The sequence below is a fragment of the Bartonella sp. AR 15-3 genome (genome assembly GCF_002022445.1).
GTDB lineage: Bacteria > Pseudomonadota > Alphaproteobacteria > Rhizobiales > Rhizobiaceae > Bartonella.
In genome coordinates, this window is record NZ_MUYE01000001.1 from 417,753 (window position 1) to 444,584 (window position 26,832).

Below are 26,832 nucleotides of genomic sequence, written 5' to 3' on the forward strand. Positions count from 1 at the left end.
AAGTGCTTGTAAATCAAGGATTTCTCCCATGACACATTCTCCTTTAGCCCTTATTTCACAAAAATATGGCTTCTCAGAACAAGAGTTTCGTAAAACCATTATTAAAACCTGTATCAGCCATAACTTCTCTGATGAAGAGTTTGCTGCTTTTATTTCCGTCGCTAATACTTATGGACTCAATCCACTCACAAAAGAGATTTACGCTCTTCCTAAAAGAGGGGGCGGGATTATTCCTGTTGTCTCTATTGACGGATGGATCAAGATTATCAAATCAAATCCTCAATTTGATGGGATGACCTTTCAAGATCAACTTGACAAGAATGGCCAGCTGATAGCCATCAAATGTGCTATTCGTTTGAAAGAAATTAAAGATCCTATTGAGGTCACTGAATATCTTAACGAATGCAAACAAAAAACTGACCCGTGGCAAAAGTATCCTGCACGCATGTTGCGTCATAAAGCGGTCATCCAATGTGCCCGTTATGCTTTCGGATTTTCTGGTATTTACGATGAAGATGAAGCTGAACGGATTAATCAAGGCTCTCATTCACAAAGGCAGCTTGTATCCGATGAAATGATCATGGAAATCCAAGGCCTCATGCATGAAACACAAACAGATGAAACAAAAGTTTTGAGCTTTGCAAATGTCAAAAATATAACAGATCTTTCTCTGCAAGAAGGGCAAATTGTTTTGCAGCTCTTACAGAAAAAAAGAGAAAAACAACCCCCTCAAGAACAACAGCCGGTTGAAATTGTCTATGACTATGATGACATCTACAGTCAAGACCGTGTTCATCCCCCAGAGCAAAGGGTGGTGTAAAATGAAGCAAAGAACTGCAGAATGGTTTCAAGCACGTTTAGGGAAAGTCACCTCTTCAAATATTTACAACGTCCTTAGTCGAACTTCTAAAAACTTGCCCACAAGCAAATATGAAGAATACAAAATCAAACTCATAACAGAACGTTTCGTCGGTGAAATAAGCCAATCTTATACAACAGCAGCGATGCAATGGGGCATTGAACATGAAGAGAATGCATTGAAAGAATATGCCTTCATTTACGATACAGAGGTCACTCAATGTGGTTTCATCCAACATCCTACCATTCAAATGGCCGGAGCAAGTCCTGATGGGCTCATTGGTGAGGACGGGTTAGTTGAGATTAAATGTCCCCAGTCTGCAAACCACCTTCGTTTCTGGATGACAGAAACAATCAAACCAGAATATTTAGCACAAATGCACTTTCAAATGGCTTGTACAGGACGTCAGTGGTGTGATTTTGTAAGCTATGATCCTCGGTTTGCAGGACAATCCGCTCACTTACGTCTTAAGGTTCAGCGTATTCATCGCAATGATGAGCAGATTGAAGCCATCAATCAAGCGGTTGAAACCTTTTTAGAAGAAATCGAACAAGACATAAAACAGATTACAGCTCAAGCTGCTTAAAGTTAGGGGGTGCTCTCTCCTCCCAGCACTCCCACCCAACGTTCCCACCCATTATAATTATTCTCAACACGTCGATAATAAGGAAAATTTCAAATGAACGAAGAAAAATTAACCGCCTCAATAGAAAAAATAAGTTTATTCGAACAAGCTTTACTGTCGATGCGCTTGCAACGACTTGTTAATATACAAGATCTCTCAATTTATCTAGGAATGTCAATGACTTACATTAGAGAGCTTGTGAAAATTGGAGCTTTTCCTAAGCCTATACAAGAAGGACGTTATTTAAAATGGGACATTATTGAAATCGATCGTTATATTGAAGCCAAAAAAACTGAAAGAGATTCAGTATAATTGTCCTAAAAGATGAGGAGGAGATCAAAATGCTAAAAAGCTATCTCAAAAAGTAACAATGATTCGCATTTTAGCACCATCGTGGTGCCATCTGGTAGCGTTATAATGGAGTTGCAAAAGGTGGTTCAAAAGGTGGTTTAATTTTTTATGATTTTTAATAAACCATTGAAAAACAAGGGAAAATTCAGATGTACTGGTGCGGACGGCGGGACTTGAACCCGCAAGGCCTTAGGCCGGCAGATTTTAAGTCTGCTATGTTTACCGATTTCATCACGTCCGCGGACAATTTCTCATAAGCTATATCTTCTATTGAATCAAGGATTAATAATAAAAGGTGAGGTATTCAGCTTTTAATAGAATTTTTGACAGAAAATTTATAATTTTTATGGCTAAAATCTGTATGATGCTTGTGATAAAAGGAAACAATTCATGCTATGAGTAGATTTGTTTATAATATAACTAAAGCTATAATGGTTTTACATAATTTTTTGAAGATGCTGTTTCAGTAAAATAATTTTTCAGTTAAAAATGTAATGTAAATATTTGTTTAAAATATAGAGATTTAATAGTTATTATATACGGTTATATAAGTTTGTGATGCTATTTTGTTTTTTATAATTCTTGATAGATTGCAAACGAATAGTTTGACGTTAAGTTGCTTTGTAATAAAATTAAAATTCCAGTGAGAAAAACAAATCAGATTTGATAATTGTATCTGTAGGAAGGAAGTGGCTGATTAGTGATGTAAGTAATTTATTTCGTTAATGTGATTGGCAAGCAGAGTTTCTTTTTGTTAAACTACAGGAGGTTGAAAAATGATTTTTTTATTTTTAATAATGGGAAACATATCAAATTAGAAAATGTTGATACGTTTGTAGATGAGACTATTATAACTGAAACGAGTATAATTAAATTGTGAGATATTGAAGCAGTTCTTACATATTTTATTATTATAGTTTTTAAAAATCGAATTGTTTTGAAATGATTGAAATCCTGAATTGTGGAGCTATTGTTTTGGGGATAGTTTTTCTTGATTGACGCTCTGAAAAGTATTTTTCGTGAAGAAAAAAATCTTCTAATTATTTTTAATAGTAATTTTGATTTTAAATACTTTGTAGGTATTAAAAAACAAATTTCGCCTTTTCAGGGGGTGGTGGGCAGTATTTTATTTTTAGCTTTTAGCAATATTGATGGGGTATATAGTTTTGAGCTCAAATTATTATTTTCATGACGAGATTATACACTTTTAATGCCTTACGAAATTAATTATAAGTTTTTATTCTGTGTTTATTTTATTTTAAAAATATATTAATTTCCATATCTTATAAAGATAACTTAAATATTTTTATTAGAAAAATCGTTATGTTACAGATGATTATAGAGTTATTTAGTTTTGTAATTTGAAATTTTTTTGAATAAAGGAATATAGAAAGTGAAATCCATTTTTTATTGTATGCTGAGTGTATTTTATTATTAGGTATTGGAACATATAATGTAGTCACTGAGCCAACAGTAATGCAAAAAATTGCGCTTTCAAATTTGGTTATTGATATTAATAAGGCCATAAAATAGAGATTTTTCTATTATTTCTGCTCATATGCCTGATCGGCTTTATAGAGAAATGGCGAGCCGGTTAAGCACAACAGAGGATAGTTTACGTAATATTTTCTTGAGCAACTGCGTACTCAGTTTGAAAATTTGCCTACTGATGCTTATCATTTAGATGAAACAGAGATAGACTATAAGCAAATGAATAATGATATTTTTTATGCTTTGATTCCAACTGTGATTGAGACAAAGGATCGTATCATAAAATATAAAACCTTAGCGATTTTTGATGATGATAAATGGTTTTTAGTTTATGGAGGACAGAAGACTATACAAAAACAATTTTTCTGGAGATTTATCCTGATCTTAAGGGAATGAATATGCCGAAGGAAACGGTAATAGAAAAATAAATAATTTTGCAAGGTACTTGCTTTTTATTTTAATCTGGTGATATTGCCTATTAAAGCGTTTGTGTTGATGAATTAGTTTTTTACACAAAAAGGTTTTGTATATCTTATTTGGGATTCAGATGCCTATGTATGGTGTCTGGCGGTTTATTTTATTTCAAGCACTGGTCCACAAAATTAAAATTAGGACTCTATTGTATGTTTTTAATACTACGATTTTAGCTTGTAATTTATTGATAATTATCGAGCTAGGGAAAATTTTATTTTGAGTGTAAGTAAAGAAAATGTTTTTGCAGAACTAGGTTTGTCCTCTCTTTTAGTTAAAAACCTGTTTATTGCTGGTATGCATAAACCTAAGCTTATTCAAGAGCGAGCTATTCCAGTAATGTTAAAAGGGCATGATATTTTAGGTATTGCACAAACTGGTTCTGGAAAAACATTGGCATTCAGTTTACCCATTTTGAACCGAATTTTAGCTTTAGGTGATAAGCGTCATCCTAAAACTGCACGAGCCTTAATTTTGGTTCCTACGCGTGAACTTGCTATTCAGATTGAAGAAGCAATTAGTGCTGTTGCAAAAGGAACCCATCTTTCAACTTGTTTGATTTTAGGGGGAATGTCGCGTTTGACACAAATTAGACGGATGGCAAAGGGTGTGGATATTTTGGTTGCAACACCTGGACGTTTAATAGATCTTATCCGTAGTAAATATGTTGATCTGTCTAAGTCTCGTTTTTTCATTCTAGATGAGGCTGATCGTATGTTAGATATGGGCTTTATTAATGATGTGCGACAAATTGCAAACTTTTTGCATAAGAAATGTCAAACGGCACTTTTTTCTGCGACAATGTCAAAAGAAGTTAATGTGCTTGCAGATAATTTACTTAAGAAACCAGTAAAAATAGAAGTTGTTTCTCAAGGAACTACTGCTGCGGAGATTACTCAAGTGCTGTATTGTGTTTCTACAAGTGAAAAAAAGAGTGTTTTGGGTAAACTTTTAACAAATCCTGCTTTGGCTTCAGTTATTGTGTTTATACGTACTAAGCATGGGGCCGATTCTGTTGCGCGTAGTTTAGCAAAAACAGGATATTCTGTTGCGACAATCCATGGAAATAAATCACAAAATGCTCGGCAGCGTGCGTTAAAAGATTTTCGTGAAGGACTGGTAAGAGTTTTAGTTGCAACTGATATTGCTGCACGTGGTATTGATATTCCGCGAATCAGCCATGTTATTAATTATGATTTGCCAGATAATGCTGAAAGCTATGTGCATCGTATTGGTCGTACCGGACGAAATAGTGCATCTGGTGATGCTATTACACTTTTTGATGAAAAAATAGAGCAGGTACGTTTGTGTGCCATAGAGCGCTTGATTCGTATGAAAATAACACGAAAAGAGATTCCTTTGCAGTTTGCATCATTACCTGAAAAACTAGCTGAACCGAAAATTTACAAGCGAGAAGGTAGTAAAAAACGTCATTTAAGAGAATTTAAAGATCGGGAAAACTTAAATAGCACCGATAAAATTGCACAATTAAAAAGTAAAAAAACTCATTAGAATACAAAAAAACCAAAATATGTGAGTTCATTGCGTTTGAAAGTTAATGTAGTAAGCGAAACGAATATGCTACTATAGGTGTATTGATGTGAAATCAGCTTACTTTATATGTTGTAGAGGCATTCAAGTCCGTTTATGCTTACTATTGATGATGACAGTTTTCACTATTTTATGATTTTAGTAAGGGCTTTTTATTTTAGGAAAAAGGTTAAACAGAAAAAATGAATAAAGAAAACCTACTAAAGAGAGCATTAACACGATTGAAAATAGAAAATAAAATTAAAAGAAAAGTGATGCCGATGTGCATACTAATCCTACTTAACGGATGTGGGATATAATGAATGTGATTTTTTTATCGGATAGTGCTTTATTCACCTAAAGTGAAAAGACTTTATTGTCATCAATTCAAGTTTAGCAAGATAAGTCTTCAAGCATAATAAACAGAATGCTCATACGTGCAAGTTGGTAACATATCTAAAAGACAAAATCACACAGATTGCAGATTATAGTAGCTATAAAACAATCCAAAAGAAGACATTAACTGGTAATACATTTTGGAGAAAATATAAAATTTTATTCCCTCACATTGTGTTTATAAATCCCTCACCTTAAAAAATATGTGTAAAATCAATAAGTTATTTCAATAAAAAAGCAGTTTGGCTCCCCGGGCCGGATTCGAACCAGCGACCAACCGGTTAACAGCCGGTTGCTCTACCACTGAGCTACCGGGGAACAGTGTATAATCACCTAATTTACAAAGCCTATAGCAAAGCAATATTGATTTGCAAAGAGAAAAATTACTTTAATTTTTTAAATCTTCAAATTACAATACAATATGATATGAATGAATAAAAAGGTTAGAAAAAGTTTCTTTGCCTTGACGGATGCTTTGCCTTCCCTTATTGACGATCTTTACATTTTAATGGGGCCTCGTGGCAGAATGGTTACGCAGAGGACTGCAAATCCTTGTATCCCGGTTCGATTCCGGGCGAGGCCTCCAGTTAATTTGATTGATAATTCTCAAAATCTCAAATGAGTTACTTTCGTATCTAGTAGAATACAGCGTACATTAAAATTGGCGAAATTGGGATCTTAATTGTTGACTATAGCATGCTTTTTGCGCACCATTAGTAGTAGCAAATGTTCACATCTTAAAACTGTTGCTGCTTTTTTGGAGCTTTTATTGCGTATGGGAGAGAAATTTAGTGATGATCATAGATTTTATAGAGCTTCGCCGTAAAATGGTTGATAATCAAATTCGTACAGTAGATGTGACAGATTTGTTGGTTCTCAAAGCATTTTTAACAGTGCCACGTGAAGATTTTGTTCCAGAAAATATTAGAAATTTAAGTTATTGTGATGCTGATATTGTTGTATTTCCAGCGCAGAGTAATTTACCTGTACGTTATTTAATGAGACCTGCATCTTTAGCAAAATTATTACAATTGGCAGCTATAAAATCATCGGATGTTGTTTTAGATATTGGTGCAAATAGCGGTTATTGTTCTGCATTGCTTTCAGAACTTGCGAAATCCGTTATTGCATTAGAAGGCAATAAGATTCTGGCAGAACAGGCCGCCAAAATTTTGGAGCGTAATCAGTATAATAATGTAACGGTTGTTCATGGGACCTTAGAGAAGGGATATCCTGTTAAAGGACCTTATGATGTAATTTTTATTGAAGGTGCCGTCGATTTCATTCCTGATGGTATTTTTGATCAGATGAGAGAAGATGGACGTCTTGTTATGGTTGAAGGACATGGTAATGCTGGTATTGCACGAGTCTGTGTAAGAAAAGAAAGTACTATTTCGGTCTGTCGTAGTTTTAATCTTTCTGTGAAGCCCTTACCTGAATTTTTAAGGTTGCCTGATTTTGTATTTTAATGCTGATTTTTATAAATGGATATAAAGAATAGTATGATTAGTTTAGGATTTATGTTGTGTTTAAAATAAACAAGAAATTTCAAGTATGTTTGTTCCTGATTTTTTGCATTTTTATCTCTGAATTGGCTTATGCTGCTACATTGATGGATGCTTTTGCTAAAGCTTATCTGCATAATGCTAAATTGAATAGTGAGCGTGCGGCTGTGCGCATAGCAAGAGATGATGTGGTTGTTGCAGGTTCAGGCTTTTTTCCACAAATTGAAGGAATTGGGAGCTATGGTCGAAATAAAGCTGTTATAGCTCCTTATAGTACCTCTGGATCTATAGGAATAAGGCTAAATCAAAGGTTATTTGATGGTTTTATTACGCAAAATACGTTTTTTTCAGCTAAATTAAAAATGCAAGCGCAGCATGAATATTTTCGTAATGCCGAGCAGAATATGTTTCTTGAAGTTGTGAAAGCATATACTAATGTATACAAAGCGCGTCGTATTGCGGATCTGCGTCGAAAAAATTTGATTGCCCTTGAAGAGCAAGTTCGTTCAGATAAAGCAAAACTTGAGGTAGGGGAAGGGGGTCGTATTGATTTTGCTCAAGCACAAGCAGCTCGTTCTGTCGCCGTTTCTGAGCTCAGTGTTGCTCATGCTAATGTAAGATCAGCGGAAGCAATTTATCGGCAAGTAATTGGTGCTGATCCTGAAAAATTAGAACGTCCATTGATAGCAAAAGAATTACCAATGAATCTTGATTCTGGTTATCAAATTAGTATCGCTATGCACCCCGCGATTCTTTATGCAAGATATTTAATTGATTCTAGTTTTTATAATGTCAAAGCAAAAGAAGGAGCATTGCTTCCTAAAGTTGATTTGTCTGCGACAACATCTTATAATCGAATTTATAGAGGGCTTGGAGAGGATGGAGTTTCTCAATCAGTAGGGCTTTCACTTAGTTTTCCAATTTTTGAAGGAGGACGTACATCTGCGCAGATTCGCCAGGCAAAGGAACAATTTAGGCAAGCCCATTTTCAGCTTGATTTGGCTCAAAGTGATGTAAAACAAGCACTTACTTCTGCTTGGTTCCAGTTAGAGGGTGCTCGTGCGTCTGTTGCAGCTTATCGTGAGAGTGTTCGTGCTGCTGACATTGCTTTTAAAGGTCGTATTCAAGAAAATCGTGTAGGGCAGGCAACTACATTGGATGTTTTAAACTCTCAGACACAGTTGATTAATGCTCAGATTGCGCTAATAGCAGCAGAATGTGATGTTGTTGTTGCAAGTTATAGTGTTCAATATTCTGTTGGTAAATTGACTGCAAGTTATTTGGGCTTGAAAACGATTAAATATGTTCGCTGAGAATCGAGGATATAATTAGTGATTTTTACACAATTAAAATAATTCTAATTTGCATAAATGGGTATATTGTAAATTAATTATTGATATTGAAAATATTTTTTGCCTAAATTTGTAGCATGTTGAAAAAAGTTGTGTGTAGTATCATATTTCAGACAAAGAGATGTGTTGATTTTATCGTTCTTTTGCTACAGTAGATGGTAGTTTAGTTTGTTTTTGCGTTTCGAGAGGTTTTAAGTATGGTACAGAGTTCAAATGCTTTACATGAGCCAAGTATGGATGAGATTTTGACATCTATCCGTGAAATAATTGAAGAAAATTCAGTTCAGTCTGATAATTTTTCAAGTGAATCTATTGCAGCAAATGCTTCTGCAAAGAGTTCAGTAACACCGTCAGAAGATGTTTATGATGCGACTTTATCTGTTGATGATGCGATGAAGGCTTTAGCTGATCGTATTGGTTTTTCTGGCGAAGATAGAGTTTCTTCTTTAACAAATGATACAAAATTGGAAAATAAGATGGATATGCAAGGGATGAGTCTTTCTTCTGAAGAACAAGATTCTGTTCATAAAGTAAAACAATATGATGAGACATTTGTATCACAGAAAAGAAATCCATCTTCTGATTGTGTAGAATTATCTGCGTATGTTGTTTCCTCTGCTGAAAAGGTTGCAAGAGATGTATTACGTCCCGCTATAGCGGAGTGGTTACAATGTCAGTTGCCTATTTTACTTGAAAAAATCCTACGTGAAGAAATTGTCAAAACTGTTAAGAATTTATCTTAAGAGCTTTTAAATTCGTTATATAATCTGCTATTTAATTTGGTTTTTAGAGTTCGAACATGGTTTTATAAAGCTATTTAGATAAATAGTGTTTTGCATGTGGTGTAGCTAGTTTTTTGACCATAAATTGTTTTTTCAGCGGTATTATGAATTAAGTGGATAAGATGCTAGAAAAAAACTACAATGCTGCTTCTGTGGAGCCACGAATTGCAAAAAAATGGGAAAAGTGTGGAGCTTTTAAAACAAAGGTAGATTTAGAGCCAGACGCAGAAACTTTTTGCGTTATGCTGCCACCGCCGAATGTCACAGGCTCACTTCATATGGGGCATGCATTAAATACGACGATTCAGGATATTATAGTGCGTTTCCAACGGATGCAAGGCAAAAATGTGCTGTGGCAACCGGGTATGGATCATGCAGGGATTGCAACGCAAATGGTTGTTGAGCGCCAACTTGCAGAACGTCAAGAGCCAGCGCGTCAAGAAATGGGAAGAGAAAAATTTATTGAACGCGTTTGGAAATGGCGTCATGAAGCCGGAGGAATTATTACTAATCAACTCAAACGTCTTGGTGTTTCGTGCGATTGGTCACGTGAGCGATTCACAATGGATGAGGGTTTATCTCAGGCTGTTCGTGAAGTTTTTGTTACGCTTTACAAGCAAGGGTTGATATATAAGGACAAGCGTTTAGTCAATTGGGATCCAAAGTTGTTAACGGCTATTTCGGATCTTGAAGTTGAACTGAAAGAAGTCAAAGGTTATTTGTGGTATTTTAGGTATCCACTTGAAGGAAAAGTTTTTAATCCGGATGATTCTACAACTTTTATAACAGTTGCAACAACACGCCCTGAGACAATGCTAGGAGATACGGGCATTGCGGTTAATTCTGAAGATGGTCGTTATAAAGGTCTCATAGGAAAAAATGCTATCTTACCACTTGTTGGTCGCAAATTGTTAATTGTTGGTGATTCTTATGCCAATCCTGATGAGGGGAGTGGAGCTGTAAAAATCACACCGGCGCATGATTTTAATGATTTTGAAGTAGGACAGCGGCACAATTTAGGCTTAATTAATATTTTGACGCAAAAGGCTGAGATTTTTTTGCATGATAATGAGGCATTTTTTGATGGTTTAGTCTTATCTGATGAGTTGAAGGCGTTGGTGGAGCATTTAGATAAAGTTGATCGTTTTGTTGCACGAAATCGAATTGTTTCTTTGATGGAAGAAAGAGGCTATTGTGTAACTTTTAATGATCATCCTCATGTTGTTCCTCATGGGGATCGAAGTGGAGTACCCATTGAACCACTTTTAACAGATCAGTGGTATGTCAATGCTGCGGAATTAGCAAAGCCAGCGATAGAAGCTGTTCGCCGAGGGAAAACAAAATTTATTCCAGCTAGTTGGGAAAAAACTTATTTTAATTGGATGCAGAATATTCAGCCTTGGTGTATTTCTCGTCAATTATGGTGGGGACATCAGATACCTGCTTGGTATGGTCCTGATGGTATGATTTTTGTTGAAAAAAATGAAAAAGAGGCTTTAGATTCTGCTTTATCTTATTATGGTAAAACAGTGCAATTAACACGTGATCAGGATGTTTTAGATACTTGGTTTTCATCTGCTCTCTGGCCTTTCTCAACGTTAGGTTGGCCTGATAAAACAATTGAGTTAACAACTTTTTATCCAACATCTTTATCGGTTACTGGATTTGATATTATTTTTTTCTGGGTTGCTCGTATGATGATGATGGGTATGCACTTTATGGGAGAAGTACCTTTCCCAACTGTTTATGTACATGCTCTTGTGCGGGATCAGTATGGCGCAAAGATGTCAAAATCCAAGGGAAATATTGTTGATCCGTTAGAACTTATTGATCAATATGGTGCAGATGCGCTACGCTTTACTTTAGCTATTATGGCGGCGCAAGGTCGTGATGTAAAACTTGATCCCTCACGTGTTGCAGGCTATCGTAATTTTGTTACGAAATTGTGGAATGCCACTCGATTTGCTGAAATGAATGGTGTTAGGCATGATTTATCTTTCAAACCAGAAAAAACGAAACTTGCGATTAACCGTTGGATTTTAACAGAATTATCCAAAACCGTTTCGGCAGTTACTAAGGGCATCGAAAACTATAAATTTAATGATGCTGCTCAGGCACTTTATCGGTTCATTTGGCATGCATTATGCGATTGGTATCTTGAACTTCTTAAACCTATATTTCAAGGTTCAGATGAAGATTCTAAAAAGGAAGCACAAGCATGTACAGCTTGGGTGCTTGATGAAGTTTATAAACTTCTCCATCCTTTTATGCCTCATGTAACAGAGGAGTTATGGTCTCTTACAGCAATGCAAGATCTGAAGCGTGAGAATATGTTAGCATTAATGCAATGGCCACAAGTAAAATTTAAAGATGAAGAAGCTGCAAATGATATTAGTTGGATTATTGATGTAGTTAGTGGTATTCGTTCTGTGCGTGCTGAAATGAATGTTCCAGTAAGTGCGCTGGCACCTCTTGTAATTTTAGAAGGAGGGCAGGTAATTCAAGAGCGTGTACACCGTTATGAGGCTATTCTTAAAAGATTAGCACGTATTGGAGAGATTAATTTTTCTGATCAGTCTCCTGCCATATCAGCCCAAATAATTTTAGGAGAGGCAATTTTTTGTTTACCATTGGGCCAGTTGATTAATTTAGATGCTGAACGCGCTCGTTTGAAAAAGGATATGGATAAAATTGAAAGAGATATTGAGAAGATATTAATTAAATTAAATAATCCAAAATTTATAGCAAATGCAAAACAGGAAATTATTGAGCTTGAACGTAAGAGAATTACAGAGCTATATGATGCAAAAAAGAAAGTATCTGTTGCTTTAGAACGGTTGATTTAATTCAGATTTTATATTTATTTTTGAAGGTTTAAAAAATATTTGAGATGGTATGTTGGGTGATTTATGCATGTACGTCGGTTGCTCAATTTATGATTAAGTGAGGCATCATAAATTAGTAAATATCTAGATAGTATTTAGGCAAAAATTAATAGGAGAAGAAAATTTTATAAGAAGTATGATAATTTCGATATGTAATTGAAAAAAGTAGTCTTTTTGCTCAGACTATTTTTGAAAATATAATATTTGAGGAAAGAAACTGTATAGAATAATATTGATTGAGATTTATTAAATAATCAATGCGTAAGGTCAATATTGAGCTTTTCTATTTAAGAATTCACTTTTTACTTTTAGATAAAATTAAATATAATACACAACAGCATTAAGAACTGTTAATTTTATTGTAAAACAACATTATTAAGGACATGCAATTAAAATTTAGATTATATATAATCTGAATTACAATGTAATGATTAATAATGAAGGATTCTCGATAAAAATTCTTGAGTTCTTGGCATTCTAGCTTGTGGGTTGGAAAAAAAGTCTTCAGACGAACAGTCTTCGAGTATCATTCCTTGATCCATAAAAATTATACGCTTTGATACTTTTTGAGCGAAGTTCATTTCGTGAGTAACACAAATCATTGTCATGCCTTCTTCTGCTAAGCCTATCATGACATCTAATACTTCACCTACCATTTCTGGATCTAAAGCAGAAGTTGGTTCATCAAAGAGCATGACAAGTGGGTCCATAGTTAAAGAGCGTGCAATAGCAACACGTTGCTGTTGCCCTCCGGAAAGTTGTCCAGGGTATTTATCTTTGTGTTCGATGAGTCCAACGCGTTCAAGATATAATAAACCACGCTCAAGCGCTTCTTTTTTACCGCGTTTTAAAACTTTAATTTGTGCAATAGTTAAATTTTCCGTTACGGATAAATGTGGGAAAAGCTCAAAGTGTTGAAATACCATTCCTACGTGGCTACGCAATTTGGATAAATTGGTTTTTTTGAATGAACTGGTATACCATTAATCCAAATTTCACCTTTTTGAAAAGGCACTAGAGCATTAATAGTTTTTATGAGAGTTGATTTGCCTGATCCTGACGGTCCACAAACTACAACTACTTCTCCTTTATTGATATTGGTTGTACAGTTTTTAAGAATGTTAACTTCGCCATACCAGTTAGAAACATTTTTTATTTCAATCATATGAGTAGACATTATTTTCTCCCCTTTAGCGAATAATGGATATTTTTTTCTGCAAGAATGAAACTATTTGTGATAATGTAAAACAGATCACAAAATAGAAAATTGCTGCTAAAATATAAGCTTCTTGTTTTACACCGAAATTGTTAGAAACAATATCAAATCCGTTCAAAAGGCTATTGCCACTGATTGCATAAACAAGTGTTGTATCCTGAAACAGGATAATGATTTGTGTTAAAAAGACTGGTAGCATATTTCTGAAGGCTTGGGGAAGAATCACAATGCTCATATTTTGCCAATATGTCATTCCGAGAGCTTGGCCTGCATGTTTTTGTCCTTGCGAAATTGAAAGTATACCAGCACGCATAATTTCAGCAAAATAAGCGGCTTCAAATGCGGTAAAAGTAATTAATGCTGATTTATTGGCTCCGATTGATGTACCTATTATAAAAGGCAAAAGAACAAAAAACCATAAAATAACCATTACAAGCGGTATTGATCGCATGGCAGTAATGTAAATTGTAGCAATTGTAGAAATCAGTTTAAGAGAAGAAAGACGCATCATTGCCAATAATATGCCAAAGATGAGACCAAATACCGTTGTAAAAATCGTTAGAAAAAAGCTAAAAAACAAGCCTGATAAAATATAAGAATAGAATATATCGAAAGTAAAAAACGAAAAATCAAATTCTGAGAAATTAAAAGGAGAATAGGTATTTATAAATTCTACTATCATATTTAACATCCCTCCGTTTGAAAAGAGGGAATTCTAATCATTCTCTCGATTATTGTCATAAGGACAAATATGAAAAGGGATATGATAATATAAAGGATTGTAACAAGTAGATAGTTTTCATAAACATGACTTACTTCTTCAATTGTTTGATATTGAAATTGCATTAGCTCATTAATGGAAACAGCGAACGCTATAGATGAATTTTTTACAATGCCCATTGCTTCTGAAGTGAGTGGTGGCATGATTGTGCGAATAGCACGTGGTAATATGATATAACGATAACTTTGATAAGTATTAAATCCCATGGCCATTGCAGCATAACGCTGCCCAGAAGGAATAGATTCAATACCGGAGCGAACTTGTTCTGCGATACGCGCAGATGTAAAAAATCCTAAAGCACAGATTATTAATAAAATGGGTGAAAAATTTATTGCAGGTGGATAAATTTTAGGCACGACAAAGTACCATAGAAACACTTGAACAAGTAAAGGAATATTACGCATAATTTCTACCCAAAAAGTACCAATAGCACGTAAAAAATTATTAATGATGGAAGTTTTAGGCAAGGTACGTATCATTCCTATAATAACGCCTACAAATATAGCCAGTATCAATGAGTAGATAGATAATATGGCCGTATTTTTAAAACCATCGAGGAGTGTATCCAAATAGGTGTGACTTATGCCAGGAGTTCCGAGACATCCGGCTACCAGTGTATGATTAAGATCATCTGTGCAAAGGAACGAAAAGTCCATTAATTGATTTTCCTCAAGTTAATCAGCTGCTAAATAGAGAGAATAAATCAGCTATATTGATATAAGCTAAGTGTATTGAAAAATTCAGATTATGACTATACCTAATTTGTAAGGAGTATGGTTATTCTCTTGTAATGATTTTATAGATTATTTTCTATATAAGCTTCCCGGGGCTTATTATTTGGGTGCTCCCAAGCATATTGAGTTTCTTTAGACAGAGGAAGATTGATGATAGTATTTGTAGGGGGAATTGGTTCCATAAACCATTTATTATAAAGTTTCGCGAGTGATGCATCATTAATTTGACGTACGATACTATCATTAATGGCTTGTTCAAAGTTTTTGTCATTTAAGCGGAGCATACAAGCGATAGGTTCAACGGAAAGTGTAGTGTCAAGAATTACATAATCAGATGGATTTTTTGATTTAGCGATATTTGCAGAGAGAATCGATATATCCATGACAAATGCATCAGCTCGACCAGATTCTAGTAATAAGAAACTCTCTCCGTGGTCTTTACCGTTCACAACTTGAAAATGAATGTTTTTCTGACGTTTATTTTTACGGATGAGCTGCACGGCTGTTGTGCCAGTAGTTGTTGCGACTTTTTTGCCATTTAAATCATCAATAGATTTAATGCCAGAATTTTTCTTTACAGCGATTTTAACCGTTTCAACATAGGTTGTATATGCAAAGGCAACTTCTTTATTGCGAGCAGAATCATTTGTTGTCGATCCACATTCAAAATCGTAGGTACCATTTTTCAGTAGAGGGATTCGATTTTGTGATGTAATGGGAAGATAATTAACTTTGATTGGTTGACCAATTTTTTTTGAGATATCATTAATAATATGTTCTGCCATTTCAGTATGGAAGCCTGTATATTTGCCATTGCCAAGCGCATAGGCTAGACCTGATGATTCGCGAACACCTAAAGTGATTTCTCCTGTTCTTTTAATTTTCTCAAGTGTATCATTTGTAGCATGAGCAATGCTTGTTAATCCCATAAAAATTGCTGCAATAAATATTAAAAATAACTTTCTCATTATTTCCTCCATTTTTATAATAATTCTTTATTCTTGTTACTGTATTCAGGATATATTTCAGTATGTGATGTAGCATATTTATTACTTTAGGGGGATTTTTTTTATATATCCCATTATATCTTAATTAATCACAGTTGAGCTCGACCCAAATGGGAATGTGGTCTGAGGGTTTTTGATATCCTCTTACCTCTGTTTGGCTATATGCACAAATCAGTTGATCTGCAGCCTCTGGTGATAATAATAGATGGTCAATGCGTATACCGTTATTTTTTTTCCATGCATTAGCCTGAAAATCCCAAAAACTAAATGATGGAGTGTCTGTTACATTTCGGATAGCGTCATAAAAGCCTAAATGAGTAATACACTGAAATATTTCTCTTATTTGTGGAAGGAATAAAGCATCATTATTCCATTCTTGCGGATTTTTTGCATCTAATGAGGTCGGAATAACATTATAATCACCAGCAAGGATTAAAGGTTCTTCATATTCAAGTAATGATTTTGCATGTGTGTACAATCTCTTCATCCATTCTGTTTTATAAAAGTATTTTTCACTATTGATGGGATTGCCATTTGGAAGATAGAGGGAAGCAACACGAATGCTTCCTTTATTTGTTGAATAAACAGCTTCAATATAACGTGCTTGCTTATCATTATGATCACCTGGTAATCGACAAATAATTTCATCAGGTATTTTTTTAGAAAGAATTGCAACGCCATTGAAGCTTTTTTGTCCATGCGTTTCTACATGATAGCCTAAATCTTCAATTGTATTACGCGGAAAATTCTCATCAATACATTTAATTTCTTGTAAGCAAACTACATCAGGTTGATTCTGTTTTAGCCATTTACATAATGTCTCATGTCTCGCTTTTATACCGGCTATATTCCATGTTACTATTTTCATGCTATTAATTTTAAATATCAGATCTGTAATTAGCAAGTTGTTCTGTTAGATATTATGCAATTACCCCCAAATGTATTGGAGCCATTTTTGATATTGGAGCCATTTTTATTGTACGGGTTTATTATTTTATGCATTAGCTTTTTTGAATTTTTACTTTTACAAACTTTTCTGATGTTTGGTACTTGACGAATGTATATGTTCTCGCTATTAAAAGCTACTATGATCAGTACGAAAGCGCATTGAGAATTAAGGTGATTTGTATTCATCTTAATAGAAGTTTGTAAGATCTAAAAACAAATGCTAATGCAAGAGGCTGTGGCCTCCTATGCTGGTAGTCGGGTAAGCTGTTTGTTCAGTCATGCCCGATTTTGTATTATGAACATATATTTATTCTGAATATTATTGGAGTAGATATAGATCAATGAAGGCCCAAATGGGAACGACGAACGCAGATTGTTAAAAGGAAGGTTGCATGCCTACCGTAAATCAGTTGATTAGAAAGCCACGTGTAGTGCCAGTTAAACGCAATAAGGTTCCTGCCCTTCAGGCAAACCCGCAAAAGCGTGGTGTTTGTACTCGTGTATATACAACGACACCGAAGAAGCCAAATTCTGCTCTTCGGAAAGTTGCTAAAGTTCGGTTGACAAATGGATTTGAAATAATTGGTTATATTCCCGGAGAGGGGCATAATCTTCAAGAGCACTCTGTTGTAATGATTCGTGGTGGTCGTGTAAAGGATTTGCCAGGAGTTCGGTATCATATTGTTCGTGGTTTGCTTGACACTCAGGGTGTTAAAAATCGTAAACAGCGTCGTTCTAAATATGGCGCAAAGCGTCCGAAATAAATATTCGAAAGACAAAGCCAATGTCCCGTCGCCATAGAGCAGAAAAACGTGAAATTAATCCAGATCCCAAATTTGGTGATTTGGTTATTACAAAATTTATGAATGCCATTATGTTTGATGGTAAAAAATCAGTAGCTGAACGTATCGTTTATGGTGCTCTTGATTCTATTGAGAATAAGGTTAAGACAGATCCTGTGATTTTGTTTCATCAGGCGTTGGAAAATGTAGCTCCACATATTGAAGTTCGTTCACGCCGTGTTGGGGGTGCTACTTATCAAGTTCCAATTGATGTCCGTCCTGATCGTCGGCAGGCTTTAGCTATCCGTTGGTTGATTGCGGCAGCGCGTGGGCGTAATGAAACAACAATGATTGATCGCCTTTCTGGTGAGTTGGTTGACGCTGCTAATAATCGTGGTTCTGCAGTGAAAAAGCGAGAAGATGTTCACCGTATGGCTGAGGCTAATCGTGCGTTTTCTCATTATCGCTGGTAGGTATGTTTGAAAAAGATCTAAGGCAAAAAAAGAATGGCTCGCGAATATAAAATTGAGGATTATCGTAATTTTGGTATTATGGCGCATATTGATGCCGGTAAAACCACGATGACTGAGCGTATTTTATTTTATACCGGTAAGAATCACAAGATCGGTGAAACGCATGATGGTGCTTCTACAATGGATTGGATGGAGCAGGAACAGGAGCGTGGTATTACGATTACATCTGCTGCTACAACCACTTTTTGGGAAGGCCGTGATGGTCGAAAGCGACGCTTTAATATCATTGATACGCCTGGTCACGTTGATTTTACAATTGAGGTTGAGCGCTCTTTGCGTGTTCTTGATGGTGCAATAGCATTGTTGGATGCAAATGCTGGTGTAGAGCCTCAAACAGAAACTGTTTGGAGGCAAGCTGAGAAATATCATGTGCCCCGTATGGTTTTTGTTAATAAAATGGATAAGGTTGGGGCTGATTTTTATCGTAGTGTAGAAATGGTTGCTTCGCGATTGGGTGCTAAGGCGCTTGTTGTGCAGTTGCCGATTGGTGCTGAAAATGATTTTGAAGGTGTTGTTGATCTTATCGAGATGAAGGCATTGACATGGAATGGTTCTATTGGGGTTTCGGCTACAGTGGGTGAAATACCTGCTGGATTAAGGGAGAAGGCAGAAGAATACCGCGAAAAATTGATTGAGATGGCTGTTGAGGTCGATGAGATGGCTATGGAGGCTTATTTGGAGGGGGTTATGCCGACTAATGAGCAGCTTGTTGCCCTTATTCGTAAAGGGACAATTGAAGTTCAGTTTCATCCAGTTCTTTGCGGTACGGCTTTTAAAAATAAAGGTATTCAACCTCTTTTAGATGCTGTAATTTCTTATCTTCCTTCTCCGGTTGATGTTCCAGCTATTAGTGGTCTTGATGTTAAAACTGAAGCTGAAGTAACTCGTGAGTCTTCAGATGAAGCTCCGCTTTCTATGCTTGCTTTTAAAATTATGAATGATCCATTTGTTGGATCGTTGACTTTTTGTCGTATTTATTCTGGTAAAATTCAAAAAGGTATTTCTCTTGAAAATACTGTGAAAAAAAAGAAAGAGCGTTTGGGGCGTATGCTTCAGATGCATTCTAATTCTCGTGAGGATATTGAAGAAGCTTTTGCGGGTGATATTGTTGCTCTTGCTGGTCTTAAGGAGACAACAACGGGGGATACTCTTTGTGATCCTTTGAAGCCTGTTATTTTGGAGCGGATGGAATTTCCTGAACCTGTTATTGAAATTGCTATTGAGCCGAAAACAAAGGCAGATCAAGAAAAAATGGGTCTTGCCCTTAATCGTTTGGCTGCGGAGGATCCTTCATTTCGTGTTAAAACGGATGAAGAATCCGCTCAGACGATTATTGCTGGAATGGGTGAGCTTCATCTTGATATTATTGTTGATCGTATGCGACGTGAATTTAAAGTTGAGGCAAATGTTGGGCAACCTCAAGTAGCTTATCGTGAATCGATAACAAAAGTTGCTGAAATTGATTATACCCATAAGAAGCAATCTGGGGGGGCTGGGCAATTTGCTCGTGTGAAAATTATTTTTGAACCTCATGATGGTGATGATTTCATTTTTGAGTCAAAAATTGTTGGTGGTGCCGTTCCTAAAGAATATATTCCAGGTGTCCAAAAAGGTATTGAAAGTGTTATGGGGTCAGGTCCTCTTGCAGGGTTCCCTATGCTTGGTGTAAAAGCTACTTTGATTGATGGTGGCTATCATGATGTCGATTCTTCTGTTTTAGCTTTTGAGATTGCTGCGCGTGCAGCATTTCGGGAAGGTGCGCAAAAAGCTGGTGCTCAGCTGCTTGAACCGATTATGAAGGTGGAGGTTGTAACGCCGGAGGATTATGTTGGTGATGTGATTGGTGACTTAAATTCTCGTCGAGGTCAAATTTCAGGTACTGAAGCTCGTGGTGTTGCGACAGTTGTGAATGCGATGGTTCCTTTGGCGAATATGTTTGGGTATGTAAATACACTTCGGTCGATGAGTCAGGGGCGAGCTCAATATACAATGCAATTTGATCATTACGAGCCTGTTCCTTTAGCTGTAGCACAGGAGATACAAAAGAAATATGCATAATCAATATACATAGTTTATAATCGTATATTAATTTTAAACTTAGTTCATAATTTGAACAGAAAATGGAGAGCTCAAATGGCAAAGAGCAAATTTGAACGTACGAAGCCGCATGTTAATATAGGAACGATTGGTCATGTTGACCATGGGAAGACCTCATTGACGGCAGCGATTACGAAGTATTTTGGTGAATTTAAAGCATATGACCAAATTGATGCGGCGCCTGAAGAGCGGGCGCGTGGTATAACGATATCTACTGCGCATGTTGAGTATGAAACGGAGAGCCGTCACTATGCTCATGTTGATTGTCCTGGTCATGCAGATTATGTTAAGAACATGATTACAGGAGCGGCGCAAATGGATGGGGCCATATTAGTTGTTTCTGCAGCAGATGGACCTATGCCTCAAACGCGTGAGCATATTTTGTTGGCGCGTCAGGTTGGTGTACCAGCGATTGTTGTTTTTCTCAATAAGGTTGATCAGGTTGATGATAGCGAGCTTTTAGAACTTGTGGAGCTTGAAGTTCGCGAGCTTTTATCGAAATATGATTTTCCTGGTGATGATATTCCCATAGTTAAGGGCTCGGCTTTAGCGGCGCTTGAGGATTCTAATAAGAGCATAGGGGAAGATTCTGTTCGTCTTTTGATGAGTGAAGTTGATAAGTATATACCAACGCCTGAGCGTCCAGTTGATCAGCCGTTTTTGATGCCTATAGAGGATGTTTTTTCTATTTCTGGTCGAGGAACGGTTGTTACGGGTCGTGTTGAGCGTGGTGTTATTAAAGTTGGTGAGGAAATAGAGATTATTGGTATACGTCCTACATCTAAGACGACAGTTACTGGTGTTGAAATGTTCCGCAAACTTTTAGATCAAGGTCAGGCTGGTGATAATATTGGAGCTTTGCTTCGTGGCATTGATCGTGAGGGGATTGAGCGTGGTCAAGTACTGGCGAAGCCTGGTTCTGTTACGCCTCATACTAAGTTTAAAGCTGAGGCGTATATTTTAACGAAAGATGAAGGGGGCCGTCACACACCATTTTTCACGAATTATCGCCCGCAGTTTTATTTTCGTACAACAGATGTCACCGGTATAGTTACACTCCCTGAAGGAACGGAAATGGTTATGCCAGGTGATAATGTTGCTATGGATGTTTCTTTGATTGTGCCAATTGCAATGGAAGAGAAGCTTCGTTTTGCTATCCGAGAAGGGGGGCGCACCGTTGGAGCCGGTATCGTATCTAAAATTATTGAATAGCTGAAATAAATTATTTAGAAATGTCTTTGATTATTAAAGGCGTTTCGTATGTTAGGGAAATAAAAAATATGAATGGCCAGAATATCCGTATTCGTTTAAAGGCATTTGATCATCGGATTCTTGATGCATCGACGCGTGAGATTGTGTCAACCGCTAAGCGCACTGGTGCTAATGTCCGTGGTCCTATCCCGCTTCCAACGCGGATTGAGAAGTTTACGGTTAATCGTGGTCCACACATTGACAAGAAGAGTCGTGAGCAGTTTGAAATGCGTACACATAAGCGTCTTCTTGATATTGTTGATCCGACGCCACAGACGGTAGATGCTCTCATGAAGCTTGATCTTTCTGCTGGTGTAGATGTTGAAATCAAGCTCTGAGGTTTGAAGACAGAAGGAACATCCCCAATGCGTTCAGGTGTAATAGCACAGAAGTTAGGCATGACCCGTATTTATAATGATGCTGGTGAGCATGTTCCAGTAACCGTGCTTCGTTTAGATAAATGTCAGGTTGTTGCTCAGCGTACAGTTGAAAAGAATGGTTATACTGCTGTTCAATTAGGTGTGGGCCTTGCTAAAATCAAAAATACATCCCAAGCTCTTCGTGGGCATTTCGCTAAAGCCGTAGTTGAGCCAAAAGCTAAAATAGCAGAATTCCGTGTTAGTCCTGATAATTTACTTGGTGTTGGTACTGAAATTACAGTGGAACATTTTGTGCCAGGTCAAAGGGTTGATGTAACTGGTATAAGTATTGGTAAAGGGTTCGCTGGTGTTATGAAGCGGCATAATTTTGGTGGACATCGTGCTTCACATGGCAATTCGATTACACATCGTGCTCATGGCTCAACAGGTCAATGTCAAGATCCTGGAAAAGTGTTTAAAGGCAAAAAAATGGCTGGTCACATGGGGCGAGTGCGTGTAACAACTCAAAATATCGAAGTCGTTTCTACGGATGTTGATCGTGGTTTAATTTTAGTGCGTGGTTCTGTTTCTGGTTCTAAAGGGTCTTGGATTTTAGTGCGAGATGCTATAAAGAAGCCTCTTCCTGATAATGCGCCAAAACCTGCTGGTGTTCGTCAGCTTGTTAAAAAAGAAATGGGAGTAATTCCCTTAATGGAAAAAGTTTCTGAAACTGAGGGAATTGATTAATGGATCTTGTGGTAAAAACTCTTGATGGTAAAGAAGCTGGTAAATTGAAAGTTTCTGAAAATATTTTTGGTCTTACTCCTCGTGAGGATATTTTACAACGTGTTATTCGTTGGCAGCTTGCACGTCGTCAAAAAGGGACACATCCCTCACAGGGACGGTCTGATGTATCACGAACAGGAGCGAAAATGTTTAAACAAAAAGGAACTGGGCGCGCTCGTCATTCTTCTGCTCGGGCGCCACAATTCCGAGGCGGTGGTAAAGCGCATGGTCCAGTGATGCGGTGTCATGCGCATAGTCTTCCTAAAAAAGTTCGTGCTCTTGGGTTGCGTTTAGCTTTATCAGTTAAATTAAAAACAGATAGTTTGATTGTTGTTGATAAGCTTAGTATTCGAGATGCAAAAACAAAAGCGCTGAATGAGAGTTTTTCTAAACTTGGTTTCAATAATGCTTTGTTAATTGGTGGAAAAGAAGTTGATATGAATTTTTTTCGTGCGGCATCTAATATTCCTAATATTGATGTTTTGCCAGTTCAGGGGATCAATGTTTACGATATTTTGCGTCGCGGCAAGCTTGTTTTGTCAAAAGAAGCTGTTGAGACACTTGAGGAGCGTTTCAAATGACGGACCTTCGCCATTATGATATAATTTTAAGTCCAGTTATTACTGAGAAGTCGACTATGCTTTCTGAGTATAATCAAGTTGTTTTTAATGTTGCTCAGAAAGCAACAAAACCTGAAATTAAAACTGCTATTGAGGCACTTTTTAATGTAAAGGTTAAGGCAGTAAATACAGTAGTCCGTAAGGGGAAAATGAAGCGTTTCAAAGGTATTGTTGGTCGGCAGAGTGATATCAAAAAAGCAATTGTAACACTCTTTAAAGATCAATCAATTGACTTTTCAGCAGGTTTATAAAAGGTTCGGAGGCAAGAATAATGGCACTTAAGCACTTTAATTCGACTACGCCCGGACAGCGTCAGCTTGTTATAGTAGATCGCTCGGATCTTTATAAAGGTAAACCCATAAAAAAACTAACAGAGGGATTGCCATCAAAAGGTGGACGCAATAATCGTGGTAGAATTACTGCCCGTTTTCAAGGCGGTGGTCATAAGCGTAGTTATAGGCTTGTTGATTTTAAGCGTATCAAACGTGATATGTTTGCAAAAGTTGAGCGTTTGGAATACGATCCAAATCGTACGGCTTTTATAGCGCTGATTCGTTATGAAGATGGGCAATTAAGTTATATTCTTGCGCCGCAGCGTCTTGATGTTGGTGATTCTGTTATTGCTGGTTCAAATGTTGATGTTAAGTTAGGCAATGCAATGCCTCTTAGTAATATGCCTATTGGTACTATTGTGCATAACGTTGAAATAAAGCCTGGAAAGGGCGGTCAAATTGCGCGTTCAGCAGGAGCTTATGTGCAATTGGTTGGGAGAGATGAAGGGATGGCTATTCTTCGTCTTAATTCTGGTGAGCAACGTTTGATTCCAGGTAATTGTTTCGCAACGGTTGGTGCTGTTTCAAATCCTGATCATGGCAATATTAGTGATGGTAAGGCTGGTCGATCGCGCTGGCGTGGTAAGCGTCCACATGTTCGCGGTGTTGCTATGAATCCAGTTGATCACCCGCATGGTGGTGGTGAGGGTCGTACATCAGGTGGTCGTCACCCAGTATCTCCTTGGGGTAAGCCTACGAAAGGTAGGCGTACACGCTCCAATAGAGCTACTGACAAGTTTATTATGCGTTCGCGTCATCAGCGTAAGAAATAGGAAAGGTAGTCTAAAGTGGTTCGTTCAGTTTGGAAAGGTCCGTTTATTGACGGCTATCTTCTTAAGAAAGCAGAAAAAGTTCGCGCTAGTGGGCGTAATGAGGTTATTAAAATCTGGAGTCGTCGTTCTACTATTTTGCCACAATTTGTGGGTTTGACTTTTGGTGTTTACAACGGCAATAAACATATCCCTGTTTCTGTTTCTGAAGAGATGGTTGGGCACAAATTTGGTGAATTCGCTCCCACCCGAACCTATTATGGGCATGGTGCAGATAAAAAAGCGAAGAGGAAGTAGGAATGGGCAAAGCTAAGGCTCCACGCCAACTTAAAGATACTGAGGCGAAAGCTATCGCCCGAACAATTCGTGTAAGTCCGCAGAAGCTTAATTTGGTTGCTGCAATGATTCGTGGCAAAAAAGTTGATATGGCATTAGCTGATTTGACATTTTCACGTAAGCGTATTGCTAGTACTGTTAGGACTACTCTTGAGTCAGCAATTGCTAATGCAGAGAATAATCATGATCTTGATATTGATTCCTTGATCGTTGCAGAAGCATATGTTGGTAAATCTATTGTAATGAAGCGTTTTCATGTTCGAGGGCGTGGTCGGGCTAATCGAGTAAAACGCCCATTTTCTCATCTCACTATTGTTGTGCGTGAAGTTATAGGAAAAGGGAGGGGTGTATAATGGGACAGAAGATCAATCCAATAGGACTTCGTCTTGGAATTAATCGGACCTGGGATTCACGGTGGTATGCTGATAGTGGTGAATATGGGCGTCTTCTTCATGAAGATGTAAAAATTCGCTTATATATAATTGAAGAATTAAAGCAAGCAGCTGTTTCTAAGGTTGTTATTGAGCGGCCTCATAAAAAGTGTCGTATAACTGTCCATTCGGCGCGTCCTGGTCTAATCATTGGTAAAAGAGGTGCTGATATTGAAAAGTTGCGTCGCAAACTTTCAGAGATGACTGATGCTGAAACTTCGCTAAATATTGTTGAAATTCGTAAACCAGAGATTGATGCTACAATTATTGCTCAGTCCATTGCTCAGCAGCTTGAGCGTCGTGTTGCTTTTCGGCGTGCAATGAAGCGTGCCGTTCAATCCGCTATGCGTCTTGGGGCTGAGGGAATTCGTATTAATTGCTCTGGTCGTCTTGGAGGAGCTGAAATTGCTCGTATGGAGTGGTATCGTGAAGGTCGCGTTCCACTTCATACATTGCGGGCTGATGTTGATTATGGTACAGCAGAAGCTAAAACTGCCTATGGTATTTGTGGTGTTAAAGTTTGGGTTTTTAAGGGTGAAATTCTTGAACATGATCCAATGGCATCGGAACGTCGTGCTACGGAGGGGGATCATTCGAATTCTTTATTGAACCGTCGCCGCGAAAATGTTTAATTTTTGTGGTTGAATTAAAAATTTTGGAGTAGAGAGCAATGTTGCAGCCAAAGCGCACAAAGTTCCGTAAACAATTTAAGGGTCGTATTCACGGTTCTTCGAAGGGTGGAACAGGCTTGAATTTCGGTGCTTACGGTTTGAAAGCTATTGAGCCAGAGCGTATTACTGCTCGTCAAATTGAGGCGGCGCGTCGTGCAATTACACGTTATATGAAGCGTTCTGGTCGTGTATGGATTCGTATTTTCCCGGATGTTCCTGTCACGTCTAAACCAACGGAGGTTCGTATGGGTAAAGGTAAGGGAAGTGTTGATTATTGGGCGGCACGCGTTGCACCTGGGCGTGTTATGTTTGAACTTGATGGGGTTTCTGAGGATGTGGCGCGTGAAGCACTTAGGTTAGGTGCAGCAAAACTTCCTGTTAAAACTCGTTTCGTACAGCGTATTGCTGAATAAAGAGGTTAAGCGATGAAAGCTGCAGAATTACGAGCGCAAACGCTCAATCAAATGAAAGATGAATTGGCCAGCTTAAAAAAAGAGCAGTTTAATTTGCGTTTTCAGAAAGCGACAGGTCAGTTAGAGAAGACTGCACGTATTAAACAAGTTCGTCGCAACATTGCACGTATTAAAACATTTCTTCGTCAGAAAATGAACGAAAATAAAGATTAAGGAAGTTAAAAGATGCCTAAACGCATTCTGCAAGGTGTTGTTGTTAGTGATAAGAGTGATAAAACTGTTATTGTCAAGGTGGAGCGTCGTTATTCTCATCCGTTGCTCCAAAAGACGGTTCGGCAATCTAAAAAGTATAAAGCGCATGATGAAAATAATCAGTTCAAAATTGGAGATCGGATTTTTATTCAGGAATCTAAACCAATCTCGAAAGATAAGCGTTGGATTGTTGTTAAAGATAGTGTAGCGTAGTCAGTTAGGTGAATTGTTTTTAAATTTAATCTTGGTTTATACCCGGAGATGGA

28 protein-coding genes, 3 tRNA genes and 2 pseudogenes are annotated in these 26,832 nt (G+C 37.2%); 26 read left to right on the forward strand and 7 right to left on the reverse strand.

The genetic code is table 11. The features are described from left to right. Nucleotides 1-28: 28 nt before the first annotated feature. The 3 genes from bet to BAR153v2_RS01825 all read left to right on the forward strand — a co-directional run bounded on the left by bet (nucleotide 29) and on the right by BAR153v2_RS01825 (nucleotide 1,796). Complete coding sequence (gene bet, locus BAR153v2_RS01815; protein WP_078680059.1) at nucleotides 29-820, forward strand: phage recombination protein Bet; 792 nt, start codon at nucleotides 29-31, stop codon at nucleotides 818-820. Between the two features lies 1 nt (nucleotide 821). Next, nucleotides 822-1,445, forward strand: coding sequence for a lambda exonuclease family protein (locus tag BAR153v2_RS01820; protein ID WP_078680060.1), 624 nt, complete (start codon nucleotides 822-824; stop codon nucleotides 1,443-1,445). A 93-nt stretch (nucleotides 1,446-1,538) separates the two neighbouring features. Then, nucleotides 1,539-1,796 carry an AlpA family transcriptional regulator gene (locus BAR153v2_RS01825; protein ID WP_078680061.1) on the forward strand — a complete coding sequence of 86 codons (258 nt, stop codon included), beginning with the start codon at nucleotides 1,539-1,541 and terminating at the stop codon, nucleotides 1,794-1,796. A 194-nt stretch (nucleotides 1,797-1,990) separates the two neighbouring features. Here BAR153v2_RS01825 and BAR153v2_RS01830 read toward each other — a convergent pair. Continuing rightward, a tRNA-Leu gene (locus BAR153v2_RS01830) sits at nucleotides 1,991-2,076 on the reverse strand. Between the two features lie 750 nt (nucleotides 2,077-2,826). Here BAR153v2_RS01830 and BAR153v2_RS01835 point away from each other — a divergent pair. From BAR153v2_RS01835 to BAR153v2_RS01845, 3 genes and pseudogenes are all read left to right on the forward strand, one after another. Beyond that, on the forward strand, nucleotides 2,827-3,027 hold the full coding sequence (locus BAR153v2_RS01835) for a hypothetical protein (protein WP_078680062.1): 201 nt from the start codon (nucleotides 2,827-2,829) through the stop codon (nucleotides 3,025-3,027). A gap of 201 nt (nucleotides 3,028-3,228) precedes the next feature. Next, nucleotides 3,229-3,754, forward strand: a pseudogene (locus BAR153v2_RS01840) (hypothetical protein). Nucleotides 3,755-4,016: 262 nt separating this feature from the next. Next, nucleotides 4,017-5,309, forward strand: coding sequence for a DEAD/DEAH box helicase (locus tag BAR153v2_RS01845; RefSeq protein ID WP_078680063.1), 1,293 nt, complete (start codon nucleotides 4,017-4,019; stop codon nucleotides 5,307-5,309). 657 nt (nucleotides 5,310-5,966) lie between these two features. Here the strand turns inward: BAR153v2_RS01845 and BAR153v2_RS01850 are convergent. Beyond that, nucleotides 5,967-6,041 (reverse strand) — tRNA-Asn (locus BAR153v2_RS01850). 194 nt (nucleotides 6,042-6,235) lie between these two features. Between BAR153v2_RS01850 and BAR153v2_RS01855 the strand changes: the two genes are divergently transcribed. The 5 genes from BAR153v2_RS01855 (at nucleotide 6,236) to BAR153v2_RS01875 (ending at nucleotide 12,208) form a co-directional block, all read left to right on the forward strand. Continuing rightward, nucleotides 6,236-6,309, forward strand: a tRNA-Cys gene (locus BAR153v2_RS01855). Nucleotides 6,310-6,517: 208 nt separating this feature from the next. After that, nucleotides 6,518-7,192: a protein-L-isoaspartate O-methyltransferase gene (locus BAR153v2_RS01860; protein WP_078680064.1), complete on the forward strand. Its 675-nt coding sequence runs from the start codon at nucleotides 6,518-6,520 to the stop codon at nucleotides 7,190-7,192. 56 nt (nucleotides 7,193-7,248) lie between these two features. Further along, nucleotides 7,249-8,541, forward strand: a complete 1,293-nt coding sequence (locus tag BAR153v2_RS01865) for a TolC family outer membrane protein (RefSeq protein WP_371325859.1) — start codon at nucleotides 7,249-7,251, stop codon at nucleotides 8,539-8,541. Nucleotides 8,542-8,777: 236 nt separating this feature from the next. Next, complete coding sequence (locus BAR153v2_RS01870) at nucleotides 8,778-9,323, forward strand: DUF2497 domain-containing protein (RefSeq protein WP_078680065.1); 546 nt, start codon at nucleotides 8,778-8,780, stop codon at nucleotides 9,321-9,323. Nucleotides 9,324-9,484: 161 nt separating this feature from the next. Continuing rightward, nucleotides 9,485-12,208 (forward strand): valine--tRNA ligase, encoded by a 2,724-nt coding sequence (locus tag BAR153v2_RS01875; RefSeq protein ID WP_078680066.1) that lies wholly within the window; start codon nucleotides 9,485-9,487, stop codon nucleotides 12,206-12,208. A 470-nt stretch (nucleotides 12,209-12,678) separates the two neighbouring features. Here the strand turns inward: BAR153v2_RS01875 and BAR153v2_RS01880 are convergent. From BAR153v2_RS01880 to xth, 5 genes and pseudogenes are all read right to left on the reverse strand, one after another. Further along, nucleotides 12,679-13,424, reverse strand: a pseudogene (locus BAR153v2_RS01880) (amino acid ABC transporter ATP-binding protein). Nucleotides 13,425-13,437: 13 nt separating this feature from the next. Beyond that, nucleotides 13,438-14,145: an amino acid ABC transporter permease gene (locus tag BAR153v2_RS01885; RefSeq protein WP_244548617.1), complete on the reverse strand. Its 708-nt coding sequence runs from the start codon at nucleotides 14,143-14,145 to the stop codon at nucleotides 13,438-13,440. A 2-nt stretch (nucleotides 14,146-14,147) separates the two neighbouring features. Continuing rightward, entirely contained in the window at nucleotides 14,148-14,900 is a 753-nt protein-coding gene (locus BAR153v2_RS01890; protein WP_078680068.1) for an amino acid ABC transporter permease, read from the reverse strand. Nucleotides 14,901-15,040: 140 nt separating this feature from the next. Beyond that, the gene (locus BAR153v2_RS01895; protein WP_078680069.1) at nucleotides 15,041-15,946 is read right to left on the reverse strand and encodes an amino acid ABC transporter substrate-binding protein; all 906 of its coding nucleotides are present in this window, start codon (nucleotides 15,944-15,946) and stop codon (nucleotides 15,041-15,043) included. 124 nt (nucleotides 15,947-16,070) lie between these two features. After that, nucleotides 16,071-16,853 (reverse strand): exodeoxyribonuclease III, encoded by a 783-nt coding sequence (gene xth / locus BAR153v2_RS01900; RefSeq protein WP_078680070.1) that lies wholly within the window; start codon nucleotides 16,851-16,853, stop codon nucleotides 16,071-16,073. Between the two features lie 472 nt (nucleotides 16,854-17,325). Between xth and rpsL the strand changes: the two genes are divergently transcribed. The 15 genes from rpsL (at nucleotide 17,326) to rpsQ (ending at nucleotide 26,779) form a co-directional block, all read left to right on the forward strand. Beyond that, a complete protein-coding gene (rpsL, locus tag BAR153v2_RS01905) occupies nucleotides 17,326-17,697 on the forward strand; it encodes a 30S ribosomal protein S12 (RefSeq protein WP_078680071.1) in 372 nt (123 codons plus the stop codon). A 20-nt stretch (nucleotides 17,698-17,717) separates the two neighbouring features. After that, nucleotides 17,718-18,188, forward strand: coding sequence for a 30S ribosomal protein S7 (gene rpsG / locus BAR153v2_RS01910; protein ID WP_078680072.1), 471 nt, complete (start codon nucleotides 17,718-17,720; stop codon nucleotides 18,186-18,188). A gap of 33 nt (nucleotides 18,189-18,221) precedes the next feature. Beyond that, nucleotides 18,222-20,306: an elongation factor G gene (gene fusA / locus BAR153v2_RS01915; protein ID WP_078680073.1), complete on the forward strand. Its 2,085-nt coding sequence runs from the start codon at nucleotides 18,222-18,224 to the stop codon at nucleotides 20,304-20,306. Nucleotides 20,307-20,381: 75 nt separating this feature from the next. Next, nucleotides 20,382-21,557 carry an elongation factor Tu gene (tuf, locus tag BAR153v2_RS01920; RefSeq protein WP_078680074.1) on the forward strand — a complete coding sequence of 392 codons (1,176 nt, stop codon included), beginning with the start codon at nucleotides 20,382-20,384 and terminating at the stop codon, nucleotides 21,555-21,557. Nucleotides 21,558-21,625: 68 nt separating this feature from the next. Further along, nucleotides 21,626-21,934 carry a 30S ribosomal protein S10 gene (rpsJ, locus tag BAR153v2_RS01925; RefSeq protein ID WP_007477064.1) on the forward strand — a complete coding sequence of 103 codons (309 nt, stop codon included), beginning with the start codon at nucleotides 21,626-21,628 and terminating at the stop codon, nucleotides 21,932-21,934. 27 nt (nucleotides 21,935-21,961) lie between these two features. Next, nucleotides 21,962-22,702, forward strand: coding sequence for a 50S ribosomal protein L3 (gene rplC, locus BAR153v2_RS01930; protein ID WP_078680075.1), 741 nt, complete (start codon nucleotides 21,962-21,964; stop codon nucleotides 22,700-22,702). Then, nucleotides 22,702-23,322 (forward strand): 50S ribosomal protein L4, encoded by a 621-nt coding sequence (gene rplD / locus BAR153v2_RS01935; protein ID WP_078680076.1) that lies wholly within the window; start codon nucleotides 22,702-22,704, stop codon nucleotides 23,320-23,322. Before rplC ends, rplD begins: the two co-directional genes overlap by 1 nt. Continuing rightward, the gene (locus tag BAR153v2_RS01940; protein ID WP_078680077.1) at nucleotides 23,319-23,612 is read left to right on the forward strand and encodes a 50S ribosomal protein L23; all 294 of its coding nucleotides are present in this window, start codon (nucleotides 23,319-23,321) and stop codon (nucleotides 23,610-23,612) included. Before rplD ends, BAR153v2_RS01940 begins: the two co-directional genes overlap by 4 nt. Before the next feature lie 20 nt (nucleotides 23,613-23,632). Further along, the gene (rplB, locus tag BAR153v2_RS01945) at nucleotides 23,633-24,466 is read left to right on the forward strand and encodes a 50S ribosomal protein L2 (RefSeq protein ID WP_078680078.1); all 834 of its coding nucleotides are present in this window, start codon (nucleotides 23,633-23,635) and stop codon (nucleotides 24,464-24,466) included. Nucleotides 24,467-24,481: 15 nt separating this feature from the next. Then, nucleotides 24,482-24,760 carry a 30S ribosomal protein S19 gene (rpsS, locus tag BAR153v2_RS01950; protein WP_013545248.1) on the forward strand — a complete coding sequence of 93 codons (279 nt, stop codon included), beginning with the start codon at nucleotides 24,482-24,484 and terminating at the stop codon, nucleotides 24,758-24,760. A 2-nt stretch (nucleotides 24,761-24,762) separates the two neighbouring features. After that, nucleotides 24,763-25,152, forward strand: coding sequence for a 50S ribosomal protein L22 (gene rplV / locus BAR153v2_RS01955; RefSeq protein ID WP_078680079.1), 390 nt, complete (start codon nucleotides 24,763-24,765; stop codon nucleotides 25,150-25,152). After that, complete coding sequence (gene rpsC / locus BAR153v2_RS01960; RefSeq protein WP_078680080.1) at nucleotides 25,152-25,862, forward strand: 30S ribosomal protein S3; 711 nt, start codon at nucleotides 25,152-25,154, stop codon at nucleotides 25,860-25,862. Before rplV ends, rpsC begins: the two co-directional genes overlap by 1 nt. A 38-nt stretch (nucleotides 25,863-25,900) precedes the next feature. Further along, the gene (rplP, locus tag BAR153v2_RS01965) at nucleotides 25,901-26,314 is read left to right on the forward strand and encodes a 50S ribosomal protein L16 (protein WP_078680081.1); all 414 of its coding nucleotides are present in this window, start codon (nucleotides 25,901-25,903) and stop codon (nucleotides 26,312-26,314) included. Nucleotides 26,315-26,326: 12 nt separating this feature from the next. Further along, nucleotides 26,327-26,527: a 50S ribosomal protein L29 gene (rpmC, locus tag BAR153v2_RS01970; protein WP_078680082.1), complete on the forward strand. Its 201-nt coding sequence runs from the start codon at nucleotides 26,327-26,329 to the stop codon at nucleotides 26,525-26,527. A gap of 12 nt (nucleotides 26,528-26,539) precedes the next feature. Beyond that, nucleotides 26,540-26,779 carry a 30S ribosomal protein S17 gene (gene rpsQ, locus BAR153v2_RS01975; protein ID WP_078680083.1) on the forward strand — a complete coding sequence of 80 codons (240 nt, stop codon included), beginning with the start codon at nucleotides 26,540-26,542 and terminating at the stop codon, nucleotides 26,777-26,779. Nucleotides 26,780-26,832: the final 53 nt, after the last annotated feature.